Annotated in this window: 17 protein-coding genes; all 17 read right to left on the bottom strand. The window is 38.3% G+C overall.

Annotated features, from left to right (window positions below):
• Positions 1-138 precede the first annotated feature (138 nt).
• Positions 139-1,392, bottom strand: coding sequence for a competence/damage-inducible protein A (locus RRV45_RS09730; RefSeq protein ID WP_315668614.1), 1,254 nt, complete (start codon positions 1,390-1,392; stop codon positions 139-141).
• 27 nt (positions 1,393-1,419) lie between these two features.
• On the bottom strand, positions 1,420-1,998 hold the full coding sequence (gene pgsA, locus RRV45_RS09725; RefSeq protein WP_315668613.1) for a CDP-diacylglycerol--glycerol-3-phosphate 3-phosphatidyltransferase: 579 nt from the start codon (positions 1,996-1,998) through the stop codon (positions 1,420-1,422).
• Between the two features lie 61 nt (positions 1,999-2,059).
• Positions 2,060-2,980 carry a helix-turn-helix domain-containing protein gene (locus RRV45_RS09720; RefSeq protein WP_315668612.1) on the bottom strand — a complete coding sequence of 307 codons (921 nt, stop codon included), beginning with the start codon at positions 2,978-2,980 and terminating at the stop codon, positions 2,060-2,062.
• Between the two features lie 18 nt (positions 2,981-2,998).
• Entirely contained in the window at positions 2,999-3,793 is a 795-nt protein-coding gene (locus RRV45_RS09715) for a DUF3388 domain-containing protein (protein WP_315668611.1), read from the bottom strand.
• 247 nt (positions 3,794-4,040) lie between these two features.
• Positions 4,041-4,301 carry a DUF3243 domain-containing protein gene (locus tag RRV45_RS09710; protein WP_315668610.1) on the bottom strand — a complete coding sequence of 87 codons (261 nt, stop codon included), beginning with the start codon at positions 4,299-4,301 and terminating at the stop codon, positions 4,041-4,043.
• A 101-nt stretch (positions 4,302-4,402) separates the two neighbouring features.
• Positions 4,403-5,125 (bottom strand): elongation factor P 5-aminopentanone reductase, encoded by a 723-nt coding sequence (gene ymfI, locus RRV45_RS09705; protein WP_315668609.1) that lies wholly within the window; start codon positions 5,123-5,125, stop codon positions 4,403-4,405.
• Between the two features lie 92 nt (positions 5,126-5,217).
• Entirely contained in the window at positions 5,218-6,507 is a 1,290-nt protein-coding gene (gene yfmH, locus RRV45_RS09700; protein ID WP_315668608.1) for an EF-P 5-aminopentanol modification-associated protein YfmH, read from the bottom strand.
• On the bottom strand, positions 6,507-7,787 hold the full coding sequence (yfmF, locus tag RRV45_RS09695; protein ID WP_315668607.1) for an EF-P 5-aminopentanol modification-associated protein YfmF: 1,281 nt from the start codon (positions 7,785-7,787) through the stop codon (positions 6,507-6,509). Before yfmF ends, yfmH begins: the two co-directional genes overlap by 1 nt.
• Positions 7,788-7,994: 207 nt before the next feature.
• The gene (locus RRV45_RS09690; RefSeq protein WP_410489372.1) at positions 7,995-8,939 is read right to left on the bottom strand and encodes an ABC transporter permease; all 945 of its coding nucleotides are present in this window, start codon (positions 8,937-8,939) and stop codon (positions 7,995-7,997) included.
• Between the two features lie 15 nt (positions 8,940-8,954).
• Entirely contained in the window at positions 8,955-10,001 is a 1,047-nt protein-coding gene (locus RRV45_RS09685) for an ABC transporter permease (protein ID WP_315668604.1), read from the bottom strand.
• A complete protein-coding gene (locus RRV45_RS09680; RefSeq protein ID WP_315668986.1) occupies positions 9,994-11,529 on the bottom strand; it encodes an ABC transporter ATP-binding protein in 1,536 nt (511 codons plus the stop codon). The genes RRV45_RS09685 and RRV45_RS09680 overlap by 8 nt, the downstream gene beginning before the upstream one ends.
• Before the next feature lie 259 nt (positions 11,530-11,788).
• Positions 11,789-12,895: a BMP family lipoprotein gene (locus RRV45_RS09675; protein WP_315668603.1), complete on the bottom strand. Its 1,107-nt coding sequence runs from the start codon at positions 12,893-12,895 to the stop codon at positions 11,789-11,791.
• Between the two features lie 82 nt (positions 12,896-12,977).
• Positions 12,978-13,703: a GntR family transcriptional regulator gene (locus RRV45_RS09670; protein ID WP_315668602.1), complete on the bottom strand. Its 726-nt coding sequence runs from the start codon at positions 13,701-13,703 to the stop codon at positions 12,978-12,980.
• A gap of 253 nt (positions 13,704-13,956) precedes the next feature.
• Entirely contained in the window at positions 13,957-16,293 is a 2,337-nt protein-coding gene (locus RRV45_RS09665) for a DNA translocase FtsK (RefSeq protein ID WP_315668601.1), read from the bottom strand.
• Between the two features lie 148 nt (positions 16,294-16,441).
• Positions 16,442-16,660, bottom strand: coding sequence for a YlzJ-like family protein (locus tag RRV45_RS09660; protein ID WP_315668600.1), 219 nt, complete (start codon positions 16,658-16,660; stop codon positions 16,442-16,444).
• A complete protein-coding gene (locus RRV45_RS09655; protein ID WP_315668599.1) occupies positions 16,657-17,406 on the bottom strand; it encodes a ClpP family protease in 750 nt (249 codons plus the stop codon). Before RRV45_RS09655 ends, RRV45_RS09660 begins: the two co-directional genes overlap by 4 nt.
• Before the next feature lie 146 nt (positions 17,407-17,552).
• Positions 17,553-19,220, bottom strand: coding sequence for a ribonuclease J (locus RRV45_RS09650; protein WP_315668598.1), 1,668 nt, complete (start codon positions 19,218-19,220; stop codon positions 17,553-17,555).
• Positions 19,221-19,275: the final 55 nt, after the last annotated feature.

The raw sequence follows: 19,275 nt of genomic DNA, 5'->3' as shown, positions 1-19,275 counted from the left end.
TTTTTTCATCGTAAAACTTTAAAGAAAATGATATTTTCACTAGAAGAAATTGATATTTTCATAGGGGTACTTGCATGGAAAATGAAAATATAGCTAGTTAACTATTATTAAAAGCAACTATTAAAAAATCAGAATGCCTTATTTGACATTCTGAATGGATTTGAGATACTTCAATAGAAAATAACAGCCATATTTCACACTTCTAACCCGAATGGCTTCTCTTGTACCTCCTAAGTTTAACTTTTCTGCATGAACAGGCTTCCCTTTCAAATAAATCCCTATAAAGACAGTGCCAACAGGCTTGCCTTCAAGTTCATCCGGACCAGCTACACCAGTAAAGCTAATCCCTATATCCGAATTCATCAGTGCTGAAACATTAGCAGCCAATTCCATTGCACATTGTGCACTCACAACACCATCTTCATGAATGGTCTCTTTTCTAACATGAAGAACACTTGCTTTTACTTCATTTGTATAACACACAATGCCACCCTTCAATAAGGAGCCGGCACCTGGAATGGATGTAAATGTCTGTTGAAACATTCCCCCAGTTAAGCTTTCAGCACAGCTAATAGTTAAGTCATTTTCTTTAAGTAATTTAATCGTCTCAATCATAAGAGAAGTATCATCATAACCATAGAAATATTCTCCTACACGGGCAAGAATGGCTTCTTCTGCTTCATCCAATAATTGAAGAACCGTTTCCATCTGATTATGCTTGGCTGTAAGTCTAAGTGATACCTCTCCATCTGAAGCAAGCGGAGCAATGGTTGGATTGGATTGGGAATCAATTAAATCCTCTATTTCTGTTTCAAGCATCGCTTCCCCAATACCAAAAAATCTTAACACTCGCGACAAAATGATATCCTCTTCATTAAGCTTTGAGCGCAGGATCGGGTACCCATACTTTAAGAACATCGGTTCCATTTCCTTCGGCGGTCCCGGAAGAAGCATATACATATGCTTTTCGGTGTCGAGCAGCATTCCTGGTGCCATGCCATGCTCATTTGGCAATACTTGTGAACCTTCCAGGACAATCGCTTGCTTTTTATTATTTTCCGTCATTACTCGATTTGAACGTTCAAAATAGAGTTCAATTAATTGCAGGGCCTGTTCATCCATAATCAGCCTCTTATTCAAATGCTTAGCAATCGTTTCCTTCGTTAAATCATCCTTCGTTGGTCCTAAACCACCGGTAAAAATAAGAAAATCAGAGCGGTTTTCAGCTATTTCAATTGCAGTCTTTAGGCGCTTCGGATTATCTCCAACAACTGTATGATAAAAAACATTAACTCCTAAATCAGCTAGCTGCCGTGACAAAAACCTAGCATTTGTATTAACAATTTGACCTAGCAATAGTTCAGAACCTACTGCAATGATTTCTGCATTCATTCGGGACGCCACCTTTATTTGCGAAATCTATTTTGAATTAGTAAAGACTTGCTTATTCTTTATGAAATAGTCCCAGCCAGACCAAATTGTAAAAATCATGGCGATCCAAAGGGCTATATCAGCAAACGGAATAGAAAACATTTCAAATATAATATTATGTAAAAGCAAAGCCGAAATCGCTACTATTTGTGCCCAAGTTTTGATTTTTCCCAACATGTTTGCCGCAACTACTTCTCCCCCTTCGGCTAGAAGAAGACGTAATCCAGTGACCGCAAATTCACGGCTAATTATGATAATCACGATCCATGATGGAGCAAATCCCAGTTCCACTAAGACGATTAACGCTGCAGAAACAAGCAGCTTATCAGCCAGAGGGTCAAGGAACTTTCCAAAGTTCGTTACGAGGTTTAGCTTTCTGGCATAATAGCCATCCACCCAATCTGTAGCAGAGGCAAAAATGAAAACTAAGGCACCAATTAGATGGGTTACAGGAAGCGTAGCCCCAAGCATTGTCACGTCACCCCAAGAGAAAGGAACGAGCATGATAATTAGAAACACAGGGATAAGGCAAATTCTTGAGATTGTAATTTTATTAGGCAGATTCATGATTTACCTCCAATTTGTAATAAGTCGATGAGAAAAGTGAAAAATAGTCATCAATTGATGACTATTCGTTGCTCGGTAAGTAGCGAATGGTAATATTCTGCGTTACAATCTGAGCCGGATCAATGGCAAAAACCACTTTTTCATCGTTCACATAAATCTCAGTTTCAAGGGAGTTTCCGATGATTAACGCAGCTTCAGTTTCTTTTGAAAAATCAAGAGACTGGCTTTCTGTGTCCCCTTTTGTTAATGTTCCTTGGTAGAAAGATGTTCCCTTACCATTTTTGACACTAACCCATGTTTTTCCAGTCGAAACAACCTTCAATTCAAACGTATCCGCATTTTTTAGTTCATATATTGTATTTTTGCCGCTAGTTTCAACGACAGTAAGTTCTTGATTCGGTATAGGAGGCGTTTCCTCTTCAACTTCATCCTCTGCTGCCCCATTTTCCTCGTCAGCTTTTGAAGATTCCTTATCCGAATCAGCTTCAGAATTAACATCAGACTCTTTGGAAAAGTCTTCCGATTCTTCAAGACGAACTTGCTCATTCCCGCTATTATCTGCGAGATCCTTATCTGCATTTCCATCGCCTTTTTGAGTAACGAAATAATAAACAACAGCCGCTGCACCTATAATGAATACAGCTATTAAAATTTTCGGAAGAATATCAAAGACTTTTGAACCGCCTGAAGTAATATCTTTTCTTGATTGCACTCTAGACAGCTTTTCAGGAATATCCTCATTTATAGTAGAAGGAATTTCCGATTTATACTGTTCAAATAGCTCTTCTGGCTGTAATCCCACAGCTTCTGCATACTGTTTAATGAAAGCGCGTATATAGAACTTCCCAGGCATCATACTATAGTTTCCTTCTTCAATGCCAATTAAATACCGCTTTTGAATTTTTGTGGCTACTTGCAAGTCATCGAGACTTAAGCCTTTAGCCAAGCGGGCTTCTTTTAACTTAACCCCAAGTTCCGACAATTTTTAACACCTTCCAACTTACGAAAAATCAAAGCCTCCAAAGTCAGATTCGGAGATCATTTTGGTTTTATCGACAATATCATATTTTATTTCCTCTTCAGGATCAGTGCGAAGCTCAATTATATAATCGAAATCTTCAATCGAATACTCTGTGTTTTCCACAAAAATATCTGGATGCTCTACCACTTTAACAGCATTCATATTCATAATTTCACGTACAAGCTGCCAATGGCGTTCGTTTGCTCGTCTAGAAGAAACAATCCCGTCAATAATAAAGAGATTATTTTCATTATACTCATCATGAATTAATTGATTGCGAATGGTTTGCTTTAACAGCGTAGAGGAAACGAATAACCATCTTTTATTGGCACAAACACTTGAAGCAACAATTGATTCGGTTTTTCCAACACGAGGCATTCCTCTTATACCTATTAGCTTGTGCCCTTCCTGCTTAAATAATTCTGCCATAAAGTCAACTAATAGTCCAAGCTCGTCCCTTACAAAACGGAAAGTCTTTTTGTCATCTGCGTCTCTTTGTATGTATCTTCCGTGTCGAACAGCCAAACGGTCCCTTAATTTTGGTTTACGGAGTTTAATTAATTTTATTGTATCCATAGTATGTAAAATTGACTCAAGCCGAACAATTTGTTCATTGCTTTCTGCTAGAATCAATAACCCCCTCCGGCCTTCATCAACACCATTGATCGTAACAATGTTAATGGAAAGCATACCTAAAAGGGAAGAAATATCGCCAAGCAAACCTGGTCGGTTCTTTTGGATTTCATACTCTAAATACCACTCTGTTTTGCTCAAAATTAATTACCTCCTTAAGTACCGTCCTACGATTCCCTTTACGTTTATGAGGTTGAATATGAAAGACCAACTTGTCCTCTTTATCAATCGCACCTTTATAATAAATGATTTCGTAAAAAGATGAAAGGAAAAAACCAATCAGAACGTAATAAAAATCAATTTTTAATCATTTTCAGGATACATTTGGAGTTTAATTCTTTCAAAGCATAAAAAAAGAGAGGGTGAGCCTCTCCTTTTTTGTCATAAATTATTGTTGTGTTCCGTTGTTCTCTACCAGTTTAACCATAATATTTGCAATGGCCATCTGTTCGTCCTTATCAGCAACGGACCATAAATCAGAGAGAATTCTCTGCTGTTCATTTTTCGGATCTACTTGTTTTGCTAAGTAGTCACCGATTTGGTAGGCAAGATTATTAATTGTGTCTTTATTCATTCCCTGCTGCTGTCCCTGATCTAGACGATCGCCTAGAAAGTCTTTCCATTGCTGCCAATTTTCAAGTACAGACATGAGTATATCCTCCTTTAAAAACTGTGTTGTACAACTATAGTACATAGTTATTTTGTTTATTGCAGAGAAAAAATATTCATGTTTTCCTTGGTAACCATTGATTAAGTATACCAGCCGCCATTTACGGCCAGTACTTGTCCCGTAATATAGGACGATTTTTCTGACAAAAGAAATGAAACAGAATCAGCAATATTTTCAGGTGAAGCGAGTCTTCCCATTGGAATTTCATTTTTGAGCGATTCAAGCTCATCAAAGGTAAAGCCCTCTAGCATTGCTGTTTGAACGGCACCTGGTGCTACAGCATTCACTCTGATGCCATTAAAGGCCAGCTCTTTGCTTAACGCTTTGACAAACGATATTTGAGCACCTTTAACTGTGGAGTAGGCCACCTCACAAGCAGCTCCAGTTTGACCCCATATTGATGAGATAACGATAATGTTTCCGCTTCTTTTTGCCAGTAATTTAGGCAATAATTGCTTCGTAAGCATAAGTGGTGTTGTGACATGAAGATTGATCAGCTTTTCTGCCATGCTGTCCTCAAGCTCATATAAAAGGCCGTAATGGCTAATTCCGCTATTATGAATAATGGCATCAATGGAAAAAATATTTTTTGCGAGCTTTTTATAGCCACTTTTTGAAGATAAATCTGCCTGGATTGGAATATACTCTCCCCCAAAAGCTTTAAGCTGCTCCATTAAAGTTTCAATTGCCCTTTTATTCTCATGATAATGCAAATATAAATGATAGCCCTCTTCCGCTAATTTAGCAGCAATCGCTTCCCCGATACCACCGCTTGCTCCCGTAATTAATGCATATTTTCTCATCCTGTTCACTCCATGCTCTAAACTAAAAAGGAAAGAAAGCGCTAATATGAAGAAGCGCTTTCTCTTTATTATCGTCATATTGTTTTTGTTAATCAACTTTTCGGGACAACTTGACAAACAGAAAATCTTTCTTCTGAAATAAATTCACTTGCTATGCTTTCTATATCCTCTATTTTTATAGCTTCAAGGGTTGTAACCACATCAAATAAATTCATTTCATTAAAGGCATATCTTGTAAATTGATTCGCAATATATTCGGGTGAGTTTATTGCCCGCAGAAAGGCGCCAATCTTTTTCTTTTTCGTTCGTTCAAGGCTCTCTTCTGAAATGGCTCCCTTTTCCTTCATTTTTAATAGAATTTTCATTATTGATTGGGCAAGCTTATCCGGATCATTTGTATCTCCGCCGACCATAGCAAATCCAAAACTGTTTTCCTGGGTATAATCAAACGAGAACGTATCGTCAATTAACCCTTGTTTATATAAAGTACTATAATGGTCAGAGCTTTTACCAAATATAATGTCGAGCATAACGTTTAAACTTAGCTCTGTTTTCAATAATTCCTCGCCAGACTTATTCACATTCTTCGCCTTTATACCCACTAAGCATTTGGATGTTTGAACATTCATTTGCAACACTTGCTTCTTCTTTGCAACCTGTTCAGGCTCTTCTTCCAATTTACGATGAATTTCTGGCAATTGCTTGTAATCTTTAGATGATTGGTTATCCTTAATTTGCTTCATAATATTGACTGGATTTACAGGTCCTACAATAAATAATAGCATATTACTTGGGTGGTAGAACGTATGATAGCACTCATAAAGCAGGTCTTTCGTAATATGAGAAATCGTGTCAACCGTTCCAGCAATATCAATTTTCACCGGATGTTGCTGATACATATTTTCAATTAAACCAAAATACAACCGCCAGTCAGGATTATCATCATACATCGTAATTTCCTGTCCGATGATTCCCTTTTCTTTCTCAACTGTTTGTTCTGTAAAATATGGATATTGAACAAAATCAATTAAAGTGTCAAGATTTTTTTCTACATTTGATGTACTCGAAAATAAGTAAGCAGTTCTTGTGAAAGATGTAAATGCATTAGCCGATGCTCCCTGCCTGCTAAATTGCTGAAAGACATCTCCATCCTCTTTCTCAAAAAGCTTATGCTCTAAAAAGTGAGCAATCCCATCGGGAACTTTCACATACTCCTTTTTCCCTTGAGGAAGGAAATGATTGTCAATGGACCCGTATTTCGTTGTAAAAGTCGCATAAGTTTTATTAAAACCAGCTTTTGGCAGGATGTACACATCTAAACCATTATCAAGTTTCTCAAAAAATAATTCTTCCTTTAGCTGTTCAAATGTAATTTTTTCCATTACATTCCTGCCTCCTTCCCAGTTAAAAAATAAATCGTATCTAAAGTGATCTTATTGGCAACCGCAACAATATCGTCCTTTGAAGCAAGATCCATTTTATCCATCCAATCTTGGATGAATATATCTTTTTGGGATACTACGTTATGATAAAGGACCTCAACTATCCCTCTAGATGTATCAATGGTCTCGAGCAGCTGATTTTTAATAACTGCCTTCGTCTGGTTTAATTCCTCTTCCGTGAAATCACCATTTTTCATCGCCTCAATTTGCGCATGAATAATACTGACAGCCTGATCATAATTTTTATTATCAATTCCTGTCATCACCATTAATAAGCCTTTATGGCTCTCTAACCTGCTTGCCGCGTAATAAGCAAGACTCGCTTTTTCCCTTACATTAATAAATAGCTTGGAATGTGAGAAGCCGCCAAAAATTCCGTTATAAACTTGTAAAGCGTAGTAATCCTCATCCCCATAAACAATATTTGTCCGGTAGCCAATATTTAATTTCCCTTGCTTTACATCCTGGTTTTCGATTACTTCATGAACATCATTCTTTTCTTTGAATGCTGAAGAATGGATAACCTGTGGAGTCCGATCCGTAAATTGCAATAGTTCCTGTGCAATAGCCTCTACTTCATCCTGATTTACGTCCCCTATCACATAAAGGTCCATCTCATCTTGATTTAAAGCATTCTGATAGTACTCGTAAAGACCTTCAGGGGTAATCGGGTCAACATCTTCCTTTTCTCCATGAACATGCAGTGAATACGGCTCCTCCTTGCACATTTCTTGAACGAGACGAAAGTTGGAGTAGCGCATTTTATCATCATATACAGATTGAATCCTTTGCTTTAATGTCCTTTTTTCATTCTCTACAGTATCTGTATCAAAAGCATTTCCTTGAACATTTGGTTTTGTTAAAATTTCTGATAAAAATTGAAATGCTTCTTTTAAAAGAGGGGTATGATCTGATAAAAATTTTTCATTTGCGATTTCCATTGAAAAACTAATAATGTGGTATTCTCCTTTTTTGGACAGGTCCACAAAAAAGGTTGCTCCATAAAGCTCATCTAGATAAGAACGGAGCTTCCCGGTGGTAGGATATTTTTCACTGCTGCTCTGCAGAACATACGGAAGTAAAGCCCTATGGGTTGAAAATTCTTTATTTAGCGGGGCTTTCATTTTCCAAACTAAAGTATTGGTTTTATATTTTTCGGTGTTTACAATATGAAGATTATAGCCATTCATTGGTTTAACGGCTTCTGATAAAATTTCCATATTCTGTCCTCCCAATCATCCTAATATAATTATTATTTGCTTTACTATCTTATGTAACTTAACATTGGTTATTTTCCACAAACTTTTTGAAATAAACATATTCTAAATATAACTTGCCCCAATTCCATATTTCAAGTTATTAACTTAAATGGTAATTGTGATACCGGGTACGAAAAAAAGACCCCAAAAAATGAGGTCTTAAGCAAATTAACGTGTTCCTTTAATATATGGGACACCTGAAGCTTTCGGCGCATCGGCACGTCCGATAAATCCTGTTAAGGCTAGAATTGTTAACAAATATGGAGCAATTAATAAATAGACATTCGGAATATTTTCCAAGAAAGGCAAGCTTGATCCGATAATACTTAAGCTTTGAGCAAATCCGAAGAACAAAGCAGCACCCATAGCCCCAAGTGGATGCCATTTACCGAAAATCATTGCTGCTAATGCCATAAAACCTTGACCGCTAATAGTCGCATGGCTAAAGTCGGAAGTAATCGATTGAGCATAGATGCCTCCCCCGATTCCGCCAAGGGCACCAGAAAGGATTACAGCGATATAACGAATTTTTGTTACATTTACCCCCGTTGTATCAGCAGCCATTGGGTGTTCACCGACAGCTCGCAATCTTAATCCGAAAGGGGTTTTAAAAATAACATACCACACAATAATGGCAGCTATGATCGCTACATAAGAAGTGTAATACGTATTTGAGAAAAACAATCTCCCTATAAGAGGAATATCACCTAAAATGGGAATGTCAATCTTATGGAAGCCTTTTTGAATAGCATCCGTTTGACCTTTACCATAAATAAACTTAACTAGGAACAACGCTGCTCCGACAGCCAAAAGATTTATAGCAACACCTGAGACAGTCTGGTCCGCTCTAAAAGTAATCGATGCAACGGCGTGGAAAGCCGAAAGCAATGCTCCGATAACCATTGCTGCAAGTAACGAAACCCATGGAGTAAAGCTTCCAAAGGTGCTTGCGAACGTTAGGTTAAAGACAATAGCTGAAAATGCACCGATAACCATTAATCCTTCAAGACCAATATTAATAACCCCTGAACGCTCTGAAAAGGTTCCGCCTAATGCTGTGAAAATAAGTGGTGCTGCCCAAAGCATTGTTGAGGGAATTATGATTGCTAACATATCGATGATGCCCACTTACTTCACCCCCTTTTTACCAATACGATCAATGAAGATTCTAATCATATAACTAGCTGCTACAAAGAAGACAATTAAGGCGATAATAATATCAACAAGTTCATTTGGCACGCCTGCTTCAAGTGGCATATTTAACGCCCCTACCTTTAAAGCGCCAAATAATATAGCCGCTAAGATAATGCCAATAGGCCCGTTTGCACCGAGCAGGGCTACAGCAATTCCATCAAATCCTACTCCTGTGAACCCGCCCTTTACCGCTGTATAGCCAAAGGTGCCAAGCCCTTCCATTGCGCCCGCTAGTCCTGCAAAGGAACCCGAAATCACCATTGATAAAATAATATTAGAGCGAACATTCATACCGGCATATTCAGAGGCATGCTGATTAAAACCAACTGATTTTAATTCATATCCCCTAGTCGTTTTCTCCAGAATAAACCACATTAAAAGTGCACAGAAAAGAGCAATTACTATACCCCAATGTAAGCGAGAGAAATCAGTCAGGCCTTCTAGAAAAGGAGAACGCAAAGAAGCAGTTTCATGGATATTAGGTGTGCGATCACTCTTTTCAGAAAAAACCGAACGAACGAAATAGTTTGATACATGTAATGCTACATAGTTCAACATAATGGTAACAATAACTTCGTGAACACGGAAACGGGCTTTTAAAAAACCAGGTATAAATGCCCAAAGTGCTCCAGCAGCTGCAGCGGCTAAAACAGCTAAAGGCAAATGAATAATCTTAGGGAGATCAAATGCGAACCCTACCCAAACGGCTGCAAGCCACCCGACAATTAGCTGTCCTTCTACTCCGATATTAAACAATCCCGTTTTGAATGCAAAAGCAACGGCAAGTCCAGCGAGTATATATGGTGTCACCTGTCTAATGGTTTCCCCAAAATAATATATATCACCGAAAGCCCCATCCCAAAGTGCATAGAATGCATCACCAGCATTATAGCCGGTAGCAATCATAATAATGGTTCCGGCAATCATCCCTAATAAAACAGCTAAAAGGGGAACAATCATATTTTTCAAGCGATTAGACATCGGCTTTTTCACCTGCTTCCTTTCGTTTCGAACCAGCCATTAACAATCCTAATTCTTGTTCTGTCGTTTGTTTAGGATCAACAATGGCAACAATTTTCCCTTCATAGATAACGGCAATCCGGTCACTCACATTTAAAATTTCATCGAGTTCAAAAGAAATGAGTAAGACTGCTTTACCTTGATCTCGCTGATCAATAAGGCGTTGGTGAATAAACTCAATTGCACCAACATCTAATCCCCGTGTAGGCTGGGCTGCAATAAGCAAATCTGGATTCCGATCAATTTCACGGCCAATGATTGCCTTTTGCTGGTTACCCCCAGACAATGCGCGGGCTAGTGTAAACTCACTTGGAGTTCGAACATCATATTCTTGGATTAATCCTTTTGCCTTTTTATAAATTTCTTTAAAGCTTAATACACCATTTTTTGAATAGGGCTGTTGGTAATAGGTTTGCAGAACCATATTTTCTCCGATTGGAAAATCGAGCACAAGCCCATGCTTATGACGATCCTGAGGAATATGGCCTATTCCAGTTTCAGTCACTTTTCTAGGTGGTTGATTTCTAATTTCCTTGTCATTAAGCTTTATAGAACCACTTTCAGACTTCCTAAGGCCTGTGATGGCCTCAAGTAATTCTGTTTGTCCATTCCCATCTACACCGGCAATTCCTAATATCTCACCAGCTTTAACTGTTAGATTTAATCCTTCTACCGCTGGGAGTCCGCGAGAATCCTTAACATGGAGATCATTAATAACGAGTACATCCTGCTCAGGCTGTGCTTCTTTCTTTTCCGTCTTAAAAACAACTTCTCGGCCAACCATTAAACTGGCTAGCTCATTCGGATTTGTTTCGCTGACATTTACTGTTCCAATGCCAACGCCCTTTCGAATAACGGTTACTCGATCACAAACCTCCATAATTTCTTTCAATTTATGAGTAATTAAAATGATTGATTTACCTTCATTAATTAATGCTTTCATTATTTGAATTAACTCATGAATTTCCTGAGGTGTTAGTACGGCAGTAGGTTCATCGAAAATAAGAATCTCCGCACCGCGATATAATGTTTTTAAGATTTCAACCCGTTGCTGCATCCCTACGGAAATATCAGCAATCTTCGCCTTAGGATCAACTGCTAAGCCGTATTTTTCAGAGATTTCTCTTACTTCTTTTTCAGCTTTTTTTATATCAATCTTTCCGCCAGCTGTCGTTTCTTTTCCAAGAATGATATTTTCCGTTACCGTAAAAGGATCAACAAGCATAAAGTGCTGATGCACCATTCCAATTCCCAAGTCATTTGCAATATTAGGATTTGTAATTTTTACGGGTTTTCCCTTTACACGGATCTCACCCGCTTCTGGCTGGTACAATCCGAAAAGGACATTCATTAGCGTTGATTTCCCTGCTCCATTTTCACCTAATAAAGCATGAATTTCACCTTTTTTTAATTGAAGGGTGATGTTGTCGTTTGCAACAATCCCTGGAAATTCTTTACGAATATTGAGCATTTCAATAACATATTCCATCATTTTCACTCCTTGCTCAAGATAAAAGGAAAGTATTGGTAGTAAGATGTCAGACCTTTTTGATAACTTATATATCACTTAGTCCAATAAAACCTTAATTGAAATGTAGAAAAAAATCTGTTCTACATTTCAATTAAATTTCCATTGAATTCAAAAAAGGAATAAGGGGCCGGTTAACAAACCCGCTTATTCCTCATTAAAAATTAGTAGATTTACATTTTTCAAGTATGTGAAGTTTCTAACTCCAATACATTTCTACTTATTGTACTTTAAAGTTTTCAAGCTCATCTAAAGTACCAGGAACTGTAATCTCACCGCTCTTAATTTTTTCTGACCATTCACCTACAGCGGCTTCAATATCAGCCTTATTAGCGATTTCTTCATTAATTGGCGCTAAATTTACACCTTCCTCAGCTAAACCGTATATTAATGTTTCACCGCCAGGGAAGTTTCCAGCCTTTGATTTTTCAGAAATATCCATTACAGCAGTTTTTACACCTTTCATAGCAGATGTAAGGATAACGTTATGATTTTTGCCGTCAATTTCAACGACACCTTCTAGAGTCTGATCAGAGTCAACACCAATTGCCCAAATTTCTCTTGCAGGATCTTTCTTCTTAAGATCTTTTGCTTCTGTAAATAATCCATTACCAGTACCGCCTGCAGCGTGGAAAATAACGTCAACACCTGAAGAATACATTTGTGCAGCAGTCGTTTTTCCAAGTTCAGCCTTATCAAAAGCTCCTGTATAGTGAACATTTACTTTAATATCAGGGTTAACAGATTGTACACCAGCTAAGAAGCCCGATTCGAAACGCTCAATTACTGGAATTTCCATTCCGCCAATAAAGCCAATTTGATTAGATTTGGTTGCTTTTGCAGCAGCTACCCCTGCAAGGAATGCCGCTTCCTGCTCTTTAAACAGTACACTTACAACGTTTGGCTGTTCTACAACACCATCAATAATCCCGAAATGAGTGTCCTTTTGCTGCTCAGCAATTTTATTAATATCTTCTACCATTAGGAAGCCAACACCAAATACTAAATTAAACCCTTCACGAGAAAGTTTATTTAAGTTAGTGGAGTAGTCAGCATCTGATTTAGATTGCAGATAGTCAAATCCGCCTTTCCCTTTTTCGAGTCCGTGATTCTTTCCAAACTCCTTAAGACCTTCCCAAGCTGATTGGTTAAATGATTTATCATCTACCCCACCAACATCTGTTACCATGGCAACAGAGAAAGCACTTTCATTATTTTCTGTTTTAGCTGTGTCGCCATCTTTTTCATCCGACTTTCCACAAGCACCTAATATTGTTCCAGCTGCTAGCACTAGAGATAGCGCTAAACCAAATTTTCGCTTTTTCAATGTATTGACCCCCTATAATTATAATAATCTGATAGTAGAAAAGCCTTAGAGCTACTAATAGCTTATTTTTCCTAGGAGTGAACTATAACCTTTTCCTAAGAACATGGAAGCTAAACTTATCCGCTCTAAAATAATTGACTGAATAAAGAATGGGTTCATCCGCTTCATCAAAATGCATTTGCTTCAAAACGAGCAAAGCAGTTTCAGGATCACACTCTAGGATCGGGGAAACTTTTTCATGATAACCGAGCGGTATAATTTGGGTGATTGCATATGTAATTTTTCGATTTGCTCTTTTTTCCAGTAAACTCAATAATGATTCCTGCTCATGAGTGAATGTATCAGTGAGAATTGAAACTGGAATTTTATCAATACAATACACCACAGGTTCACCGTTAGCGGTTCTTACCCTCTCAATCACAGCTATTTCCTCTTCCTCAGAACATGAAAAGCGGCGAATATCTTCTTCAGTCGGTCCAATTGTAGATGAGCTTAAGAAAATGGTTCCCGGCTTCATTCCTGCATTCAATATCATGTCAGTAACACTATTTAATTGTTCGATTCCCGATGTGAACAACGGCTTTGCATTTACAAAGGTCCCAACCCCATGCCTGCGAATGATAACGTTTTCTTCTTCCAGAATACGAAGCGCTTCACGAAGAGTTGCTCTACTGACGCCAAGTTGTTTTGCGAGATCAAATTCAGACGGAAGCTTCTCTTTTTCTTTGTATCTTCCATCTTCAATGTCTTGCTTTAAGCGATCAATCACTTGTAAATATAAATGCCGGTTATCTGACTTTATGGACATGCAGGTTCCTCCAACCATTTTTCTCGGAGACATCAGACCTCTGATGTTCAATCTTTCCTACTAATCGAAAATACTATATCATTTTTTAGTTAATAATGAAACAGAAATTATTAAAAAATAGTAAAAAACGCGTCAAACAGTTGGTAGGACGCCATCAGATTGTAATTATATTAGTATAACACATTTTTTAATAAAGTTTTATTTCCTGCCAAAAAGACCCGTTTTAGCAAAAACGAGTCTTTCAGAAAAAGTTCTATGAGCTAGCTTCCTCAGATGGCTTGCCAAGCAGTACAGCCCGTGGCTTACTGCCTTCATAAGGACCAACGATTCCTCTTGCTTCCATTTCATCAATGAGGCGGGCAGCTCGCGTATAGCCAATTCGAAATCTGCGCTGCAGCATAGAGACAGAAGCTGTTTGCATTTCTAATATAAGTTCAACTGCTTCTTCGTATAAGTCATCATCAACTTCTGACGTTGTTTCCGGTATTTCATCTGGAATCATCTCTTCTTGATATTGTGCCTTCTGCTGTTCGATAACAAAATTAACGACATCCTCAACTTCTTCATCTGATAAAAAAGCACCTTGAATCCGAACAGGCTTAGAAGCACCAACTGGAAGGAAGAGCATATCTCCTCTGCCTAGCAACTTCTCCGCTCCACCCATATCAAGAATGGTTCTTGAATCAGTTGCAGAGGAAACAGCAAAGGCAATCCTAGAAGGTATATTCGCCTTAATAACACCTGTAATGACATCTACAGAAGGACGCTGGGTAGCAATGATTAAATGTATTCCAGCTGCACGCGCCATTTGAGCAAGCCTAGTGATTGCATCTTCTACATCAGAGGATGCTACCATCATTAAATCAGCAAGCTCGTCCACAATCACAACGATGTATGGCAGCAGCGGCTGCTGTGCTTCTTCTTCCGCATTATGTCTTTTTACGTATTCATTATATCCTTCAATATTTCTTGTTCCTGTATGTGAAAATAGCTCATAGCGTCTTTCCATTTCATTCACAACTTTTTTTAGTGCCTGTGATGCTTTTTTTGGATCCGTAACAACAGGAGCAAGCAAGTGTGGGACCCCATTATATACATTCAATTCAACCATTTTGGGGTCAATCATCATTAATTTCACTTCATGCGGCTTTGCCCGCATTAATACACTTGTGATGATTCCGTTAATGCACACACTTTTACCGCTGCCAGTTGCACCAGCCACTAATAGATGGGGCATTTTATTTAATTCTGCTAAAACTGATTCACCCGTAATATCTCGGCCTAATCCAATTAATAGCTTTGAATCTGGCCTCTCATATTGGTTTGCTTCAATGACTTCTCTAAGCGAAACCATTGCGACTTCAGAATTTGGCACTTCAATCCCAATCGCAGATTTCCCAGGAATCGGGGCCTCGATTCTAATGTCCTTTGCTGCAAGCGCCAGGGCCAAATCATCATGCAAACTAACAATCTTACTGACCTTAACTCCCACATCTGGATGCACCTCATATTTCGTTACAGCTGGTCCTAGATGAACCTGAGTCACTCTTGCTTTAACGCCAAAACTTTGAAAAGTCCTTTCAAGCTTTGCTGCATTAGCATGTATTAACTCATATTCGCCGCTTTGATCTGTTTGTCTAGGCAGCTTAAGCAGATTAATAGGCGGCAATTCATAATCCACGTTTTCTACTTCTGCGAATGTGATAGGCGGTCCTGACTCTGGATCTGACTGGTTTGCCACTCTTGTTATTGTTTCTATTTCCACCTGTTTATTTGGTTCATAAATAGCCTTTTCAGCAAAACTAGAAATTATAGGTTCTGGATGTGAATCTTCATTTTGCTCACTCGCACTATTAATTTTAATTACGGGCTCTGTTGTAATCTCTTCCTCTGCCCTGCTTCTTTGTTCTTTTGCCTTTTCACGCCTTGAACTTCTTTTCACTTTACGGTTTCTGCCCCATTCTTTCATATCGAGAATGAAGGCATCCCATTGATTTTTCATAAATTTCCCAATAGCTGTTAGAAGCTTTCCAAATGCCTCGCCAAACGTTCTGCCCGTTACTAATGTAATTCCAATGATAATCATTATTAAAGCAATGAATTTGGCTCCAGCAACATCGAATAAATAAAAGAATACTGCAATAAGAATAGCTCCGATCATGCCTCCATATAATTTCTCTGTGCTCGTTTCACTATTCCTTACCATCTCAAACATTTCGAAGGTCTGTTTAATCACACTTGGGTTTTGTACCTTTCCGCTATTCGTTAATAATTCAATATGGGTAGTATGACTAAGTAATAGAATAGAGCAAATGATTAAATAACAGCCTACCAATTTAGTGCTAAAGAAATTTGGCAGTGTTCTTTTCCACATGATATAACTGGCAAAAACGATCATGCCCAAAACACCTAATATATACCAATCCCCCATGAAAAACTGAAAAAACAGCACGGTCCAATCCCCTGCTTTTCCTAGCTTTGCCATTGCAATAACACCTAAAGCAAGCAGCGCGAGACCAATAAGCTCAAACTTAATTGTTGATTTAATATTTTCTTTTTTTCTAGATTGCCTTCGCTTCTTTTTGGCCATATGATCACCTTGTATTATCTTCTTATTTCCATCTTAAACAATAGATTTATAAAACATGCACCGAATATTTATATTATGTATTGAAAGAAGAAAGCAGCCATATTTTGGCTGCCCTGAAGTTAAATCTATTATAACACATCGTCTTCATTCACTGTAATGTTAAAGTAATTTTCGCCCCTGGAAAACATGCTTCATCCATGAAATGAGCGGGATCACTGCTCATAATACGAATTACTGTGCCGGTTTGGCCTTCATCCATGTTCACTAGCACCGGAATTCCCTGATAAGATACGACTTTTTGTTTTCCAAATTCACTTTCGTTCGTTTGGTAAATAAGCTCCTGCGGCATCATTGTATAAAGGATCATTGGACCATCCCTTCATTCTTCTTTTTATTAATGTCTATCAATTCATTCAACCTTTTCATTGCAGCACCAATTCCGCCCACGCTATCGATTAATCCGCACTCAACAGCATCTTTCCCTACTACATTCGTGCCAATGTCTCTCGTTAAATTCCCTTTGGCAAACATTAATTCCTTAAAATATTCCTCTGAAATATTAGAGTTCTTCGTAACAAAATTAATGACCCGTTCTTGCATTTTATCTAAGTATTCAAAGGTTTGAGGCACACCAATCACTAAGCCAGTCAATCTAATCGGATGGATGGTCATTGTCGCGCTTTCAACGATAAATGAATGGTCACATGAAACAGCAATCGGTACTCCAATTGAATGCCCTCCGCCGAGCACGATCGATACAGTTGGCTTTGATAAGGATGCTAGCATTTCTGATATGGCTAGACCCGCTTCTACATCTCCGCCTACTGTATTTAATATGACTAATAGCCCTTCTATTTTTGGGTTTTGCTCAATTGCAACAATTTGGGGGATGAGGTGTTCATATTTCGTTGTTTTATTTTGTGGAGGCAGTTGAAGATGCCCCTCAATTTGACCAACAATCGTTAAACAGTGTATCTTTGAGTCCTGTGACAGCTGCGGAACATTCGTTTGCCCTAACTGTTGAATTTTTTCAATAAGACCTGAGGATTGTCCTTCCTTCGGCTGGTCCTGCTCCTCATTTTGAGAGCTGCTTTGTTTATAATCATTATTCATATCTTATTTTCTCCCTTCAAGCCAAATTAAAGAACCAAAAAAGCCATATGGGTTTAGTATGGACTTTGGGAGTTTTTTCATTCGGTGTTCGGTTAATACCCATTAATAATACGAAAAGCACAGCTGCCTAAAGCTGTGCTTCGATTCTAAACCTCCATAATAATAGGTAAAATCATTGGTCTTCGTTTCGTTTTTTCATAAAGATACTGATTCAATACATCTCTCATATCTTGCTTAATACCTGACCAATCGAAGGTTTCTTTTGATATGTTTTTTTCGACAATTTCTCTGACCTTCTTTGTTGCCTCAATTAATAGTTCCTCTGATTCTCTTACGTAGACAAATCCTCTAGAAATAATTTCAGGTCCAGCACATATGCTTTTTTCCTTTTTATTTAAGGTTACAACGACAAGTAATATCCCATCCTGGGAAAGGAGCTTCCTGTCCCTTAATACAATATTTCCGACATCTCCGATTCCACTTCCATCAATTAGAACATTACCCGATGGAATTCTGCCAGCGGGGCGAATTCGGCCTTCTTTTATTTCTGCAACCTCGCCTTTTTCAGGGATGAATATTTGATCATTCGTTAAACCGGTTTCCAAAGCAACTTTGGCATGTGCCTTTAACATGCGATATTCACCATGAACAGGAATAAAGAATTTCGGCTGCATTAAATTAATCATAAATTTAAGCTCTTCCTGGCTTCCGTGGCTTGATGTGCCAAATGCACCCTTTCCGGAAATAACATTTGCTCCTGCACGAAAAAGCATATCAGTCGTCTTAAAAATGATTACCTCACTCCCTCTAATAGGGAAGGCAGTTAGCATGACAGTATCACCCTGTTTAATATTGATCTGCTTATGAAGCTGCTTGGACATTTTTTGCAAAACTTCAATGGGCTCTCCTTGGGATCCCGTTAGTAGAATAACAATTTCATCATCCGGATATTGATTGACTTCAGAAATGGGAATGATTAATTCCTCGGGTACCTGTAAATACCCAAGCTGAAGTGCGATACCGAAAGCTGATTGCGAGAATTTGCCAAGGATCGCAACTTTTCTTCTGCTTTTATAGGCTGCATCAAAAATATGCTGAATTCTTATTAAATCAGATGCCAAAGATGCAGCGATGATTCGACCTGGAGCATTAAAAAAGGCATCGGTTACTTGGCTGATTACTTTGGCTTCCGATTGGGTATGACCCGGTTTATCTGCCTCCGTACTGTCAGAAAGCAAGCAAAGAACACCATCTTCACCGATTCTCGCCATTTTTCCTATCTCAGGCTTGTAATAAGAAGTCGCCGCTTGATCAAATTTAAAATCCCCAGTGTAAACGATACTTCCCTCTGAAGTATGTATACAAATTCCAACGCTGTCTGGAATGCTGTGGGTTGTATGAAAAAATGACACGTCCGCAGATTGAAATTCGATCTTAGAGTCCGAATGAATCTCCACAAAATTGATTTGACCTTTAAATTCCTGTTCTTTCATTTTCGCTTTTGCTAATGCAAGCGTCAGCTTCGTGCCATATACAGGAACATTAATATCTCTTAATATATATGATAGGGCACCGATATGATCTTCATGACCATGTGTCAAAAAGATTCCTTTAACCCTTTCTTTATTTTGTGCGAGATAAGTGAAGTCAGGTATGACAATATCTATTCCGAACATTTCATTTTCCGGTATCATGAATCCTGCATCTAAAACATATATGTCTTCATCTACCTCCGCGAGGTACATATTCTTGCCAAATTCACCTACTCCCCCCAGTGCCACAATCTTGATGCTTTCATTCTTTCTAGTGTTCAATGTTAAAATCCTCCTATTTTCAGTTGCCCGACCTTAGATCAGTTACCAATATTAT

Origin of the sequence: Bacillus sp. DTU_2020_1000418_1_SI_GHA_SEK_038, assembly GCF_032341175.1 — a bacterium.
In the GTDB taxonomy this organism is placed as follows: Bacteria; Bacillota; Bacilli; order Bacillales; family Cytobacillaceae; genus Cytobacillus.
The sequence above is the reverse complement of the archived record's forward strand: the minus strand, read 5'-3'. Positions and strand labels throughout refer to the sequence as shown.

Excerpts from the sequence above, each read along its gene's own strand:
- RRV45_RS09685 (WP_315668604.1), bottom strand. The coding sequence starts at position 10,001 with ATGTCTAATCGCTTGAAAAATATGATTGTTCCCCTTTTAGCTGTTTTA.
- RRV45_RS09730 (WP_315668614.1), bottom strand. The coding sequence starts at position 1,392 with ATGAATGCAGAAATCATTGCAGTAGGTTCTGAACTATTGCTAGGTCAA.
- RRV45_RS09665 (WP_315668601.1), bottom strand. The coding sequence starts at position 16,293 with ATGGCCAAAAAGAAGCGAAGGCAATCTAGAAAAAAAGAAAATATTAAA.
- pgsA (WP_315668613.1), bottom strand. The coding sequence starts at position 1,998 with ATGAATCTGCCTAATAAAATTACAATCTCAAGAATTTGCCTTATCCCT.
- RRV45_RS09690 (WP_410489372.1), bottom strand. The coding sequence starts at position 8,939 with ATGTTAGCAATCATAATTCCCTCAACAATGCTTTGGGCAGCACCACTT.
- RRV45_RS09655 (WP_315668599.1), bottom strand. The coding sequence starts at position 17,406 with ATGAATAATGATTATAAACAAAGCAGCTCTCAAAATGAGGAGCAGGAC.
- ymfI (WP_315668609.1), bottom strand. The coding sequence starts at position 5,125 with ATGAGAAAATATGCATTAATTACGGGAGCAAGCGGTGGTATCGGGGAA.
- RRV45_RS09670 (WP_315668602.1), bottom strand. The coding sequence starts at position 13,703 with ATGTCCATAAAGTCAGATAACCGGCATTTATATTTACAAGTGATTGAT.
- RRV45_RS09710 (WP_315668610.1), bottom strand. The coding sequence starts at position 4,301 with ATGTCTGTACTTGAAAATTGGCAGCAATGGAAAGACTTTCTAGGCGAT.
- yfmH (WP_315668608.1), bottom strand. The coding sequence starts at position 6,507 with ATGGAAAAAATTACATTTGAACAGCTAAAGGAAGAATTATTTTTTGAG.
- RRV45_RS09680 (WP_315668986.1), bottom strand. The coding sequence starts at position 11,529 with ATGGAATATGTTATTGAAATGCTCAATATTCGTAAAGAATTTCCAGGG.
- RRV45_RS09660 (WP_315668600.1), bottom strand. The coding sequence starts at position 16,660 with ATGATCCTTTATACAATGATGCCGCAGGAGCTTATTTACCAAACGAAC.
- yfmF (WP_315668607.1), bottom strand. The coding sequence starts at position 7,787 with ATGGAAATTTTATCAGAAGCCGTTAAACCAATGAATGGCTATAATCTT.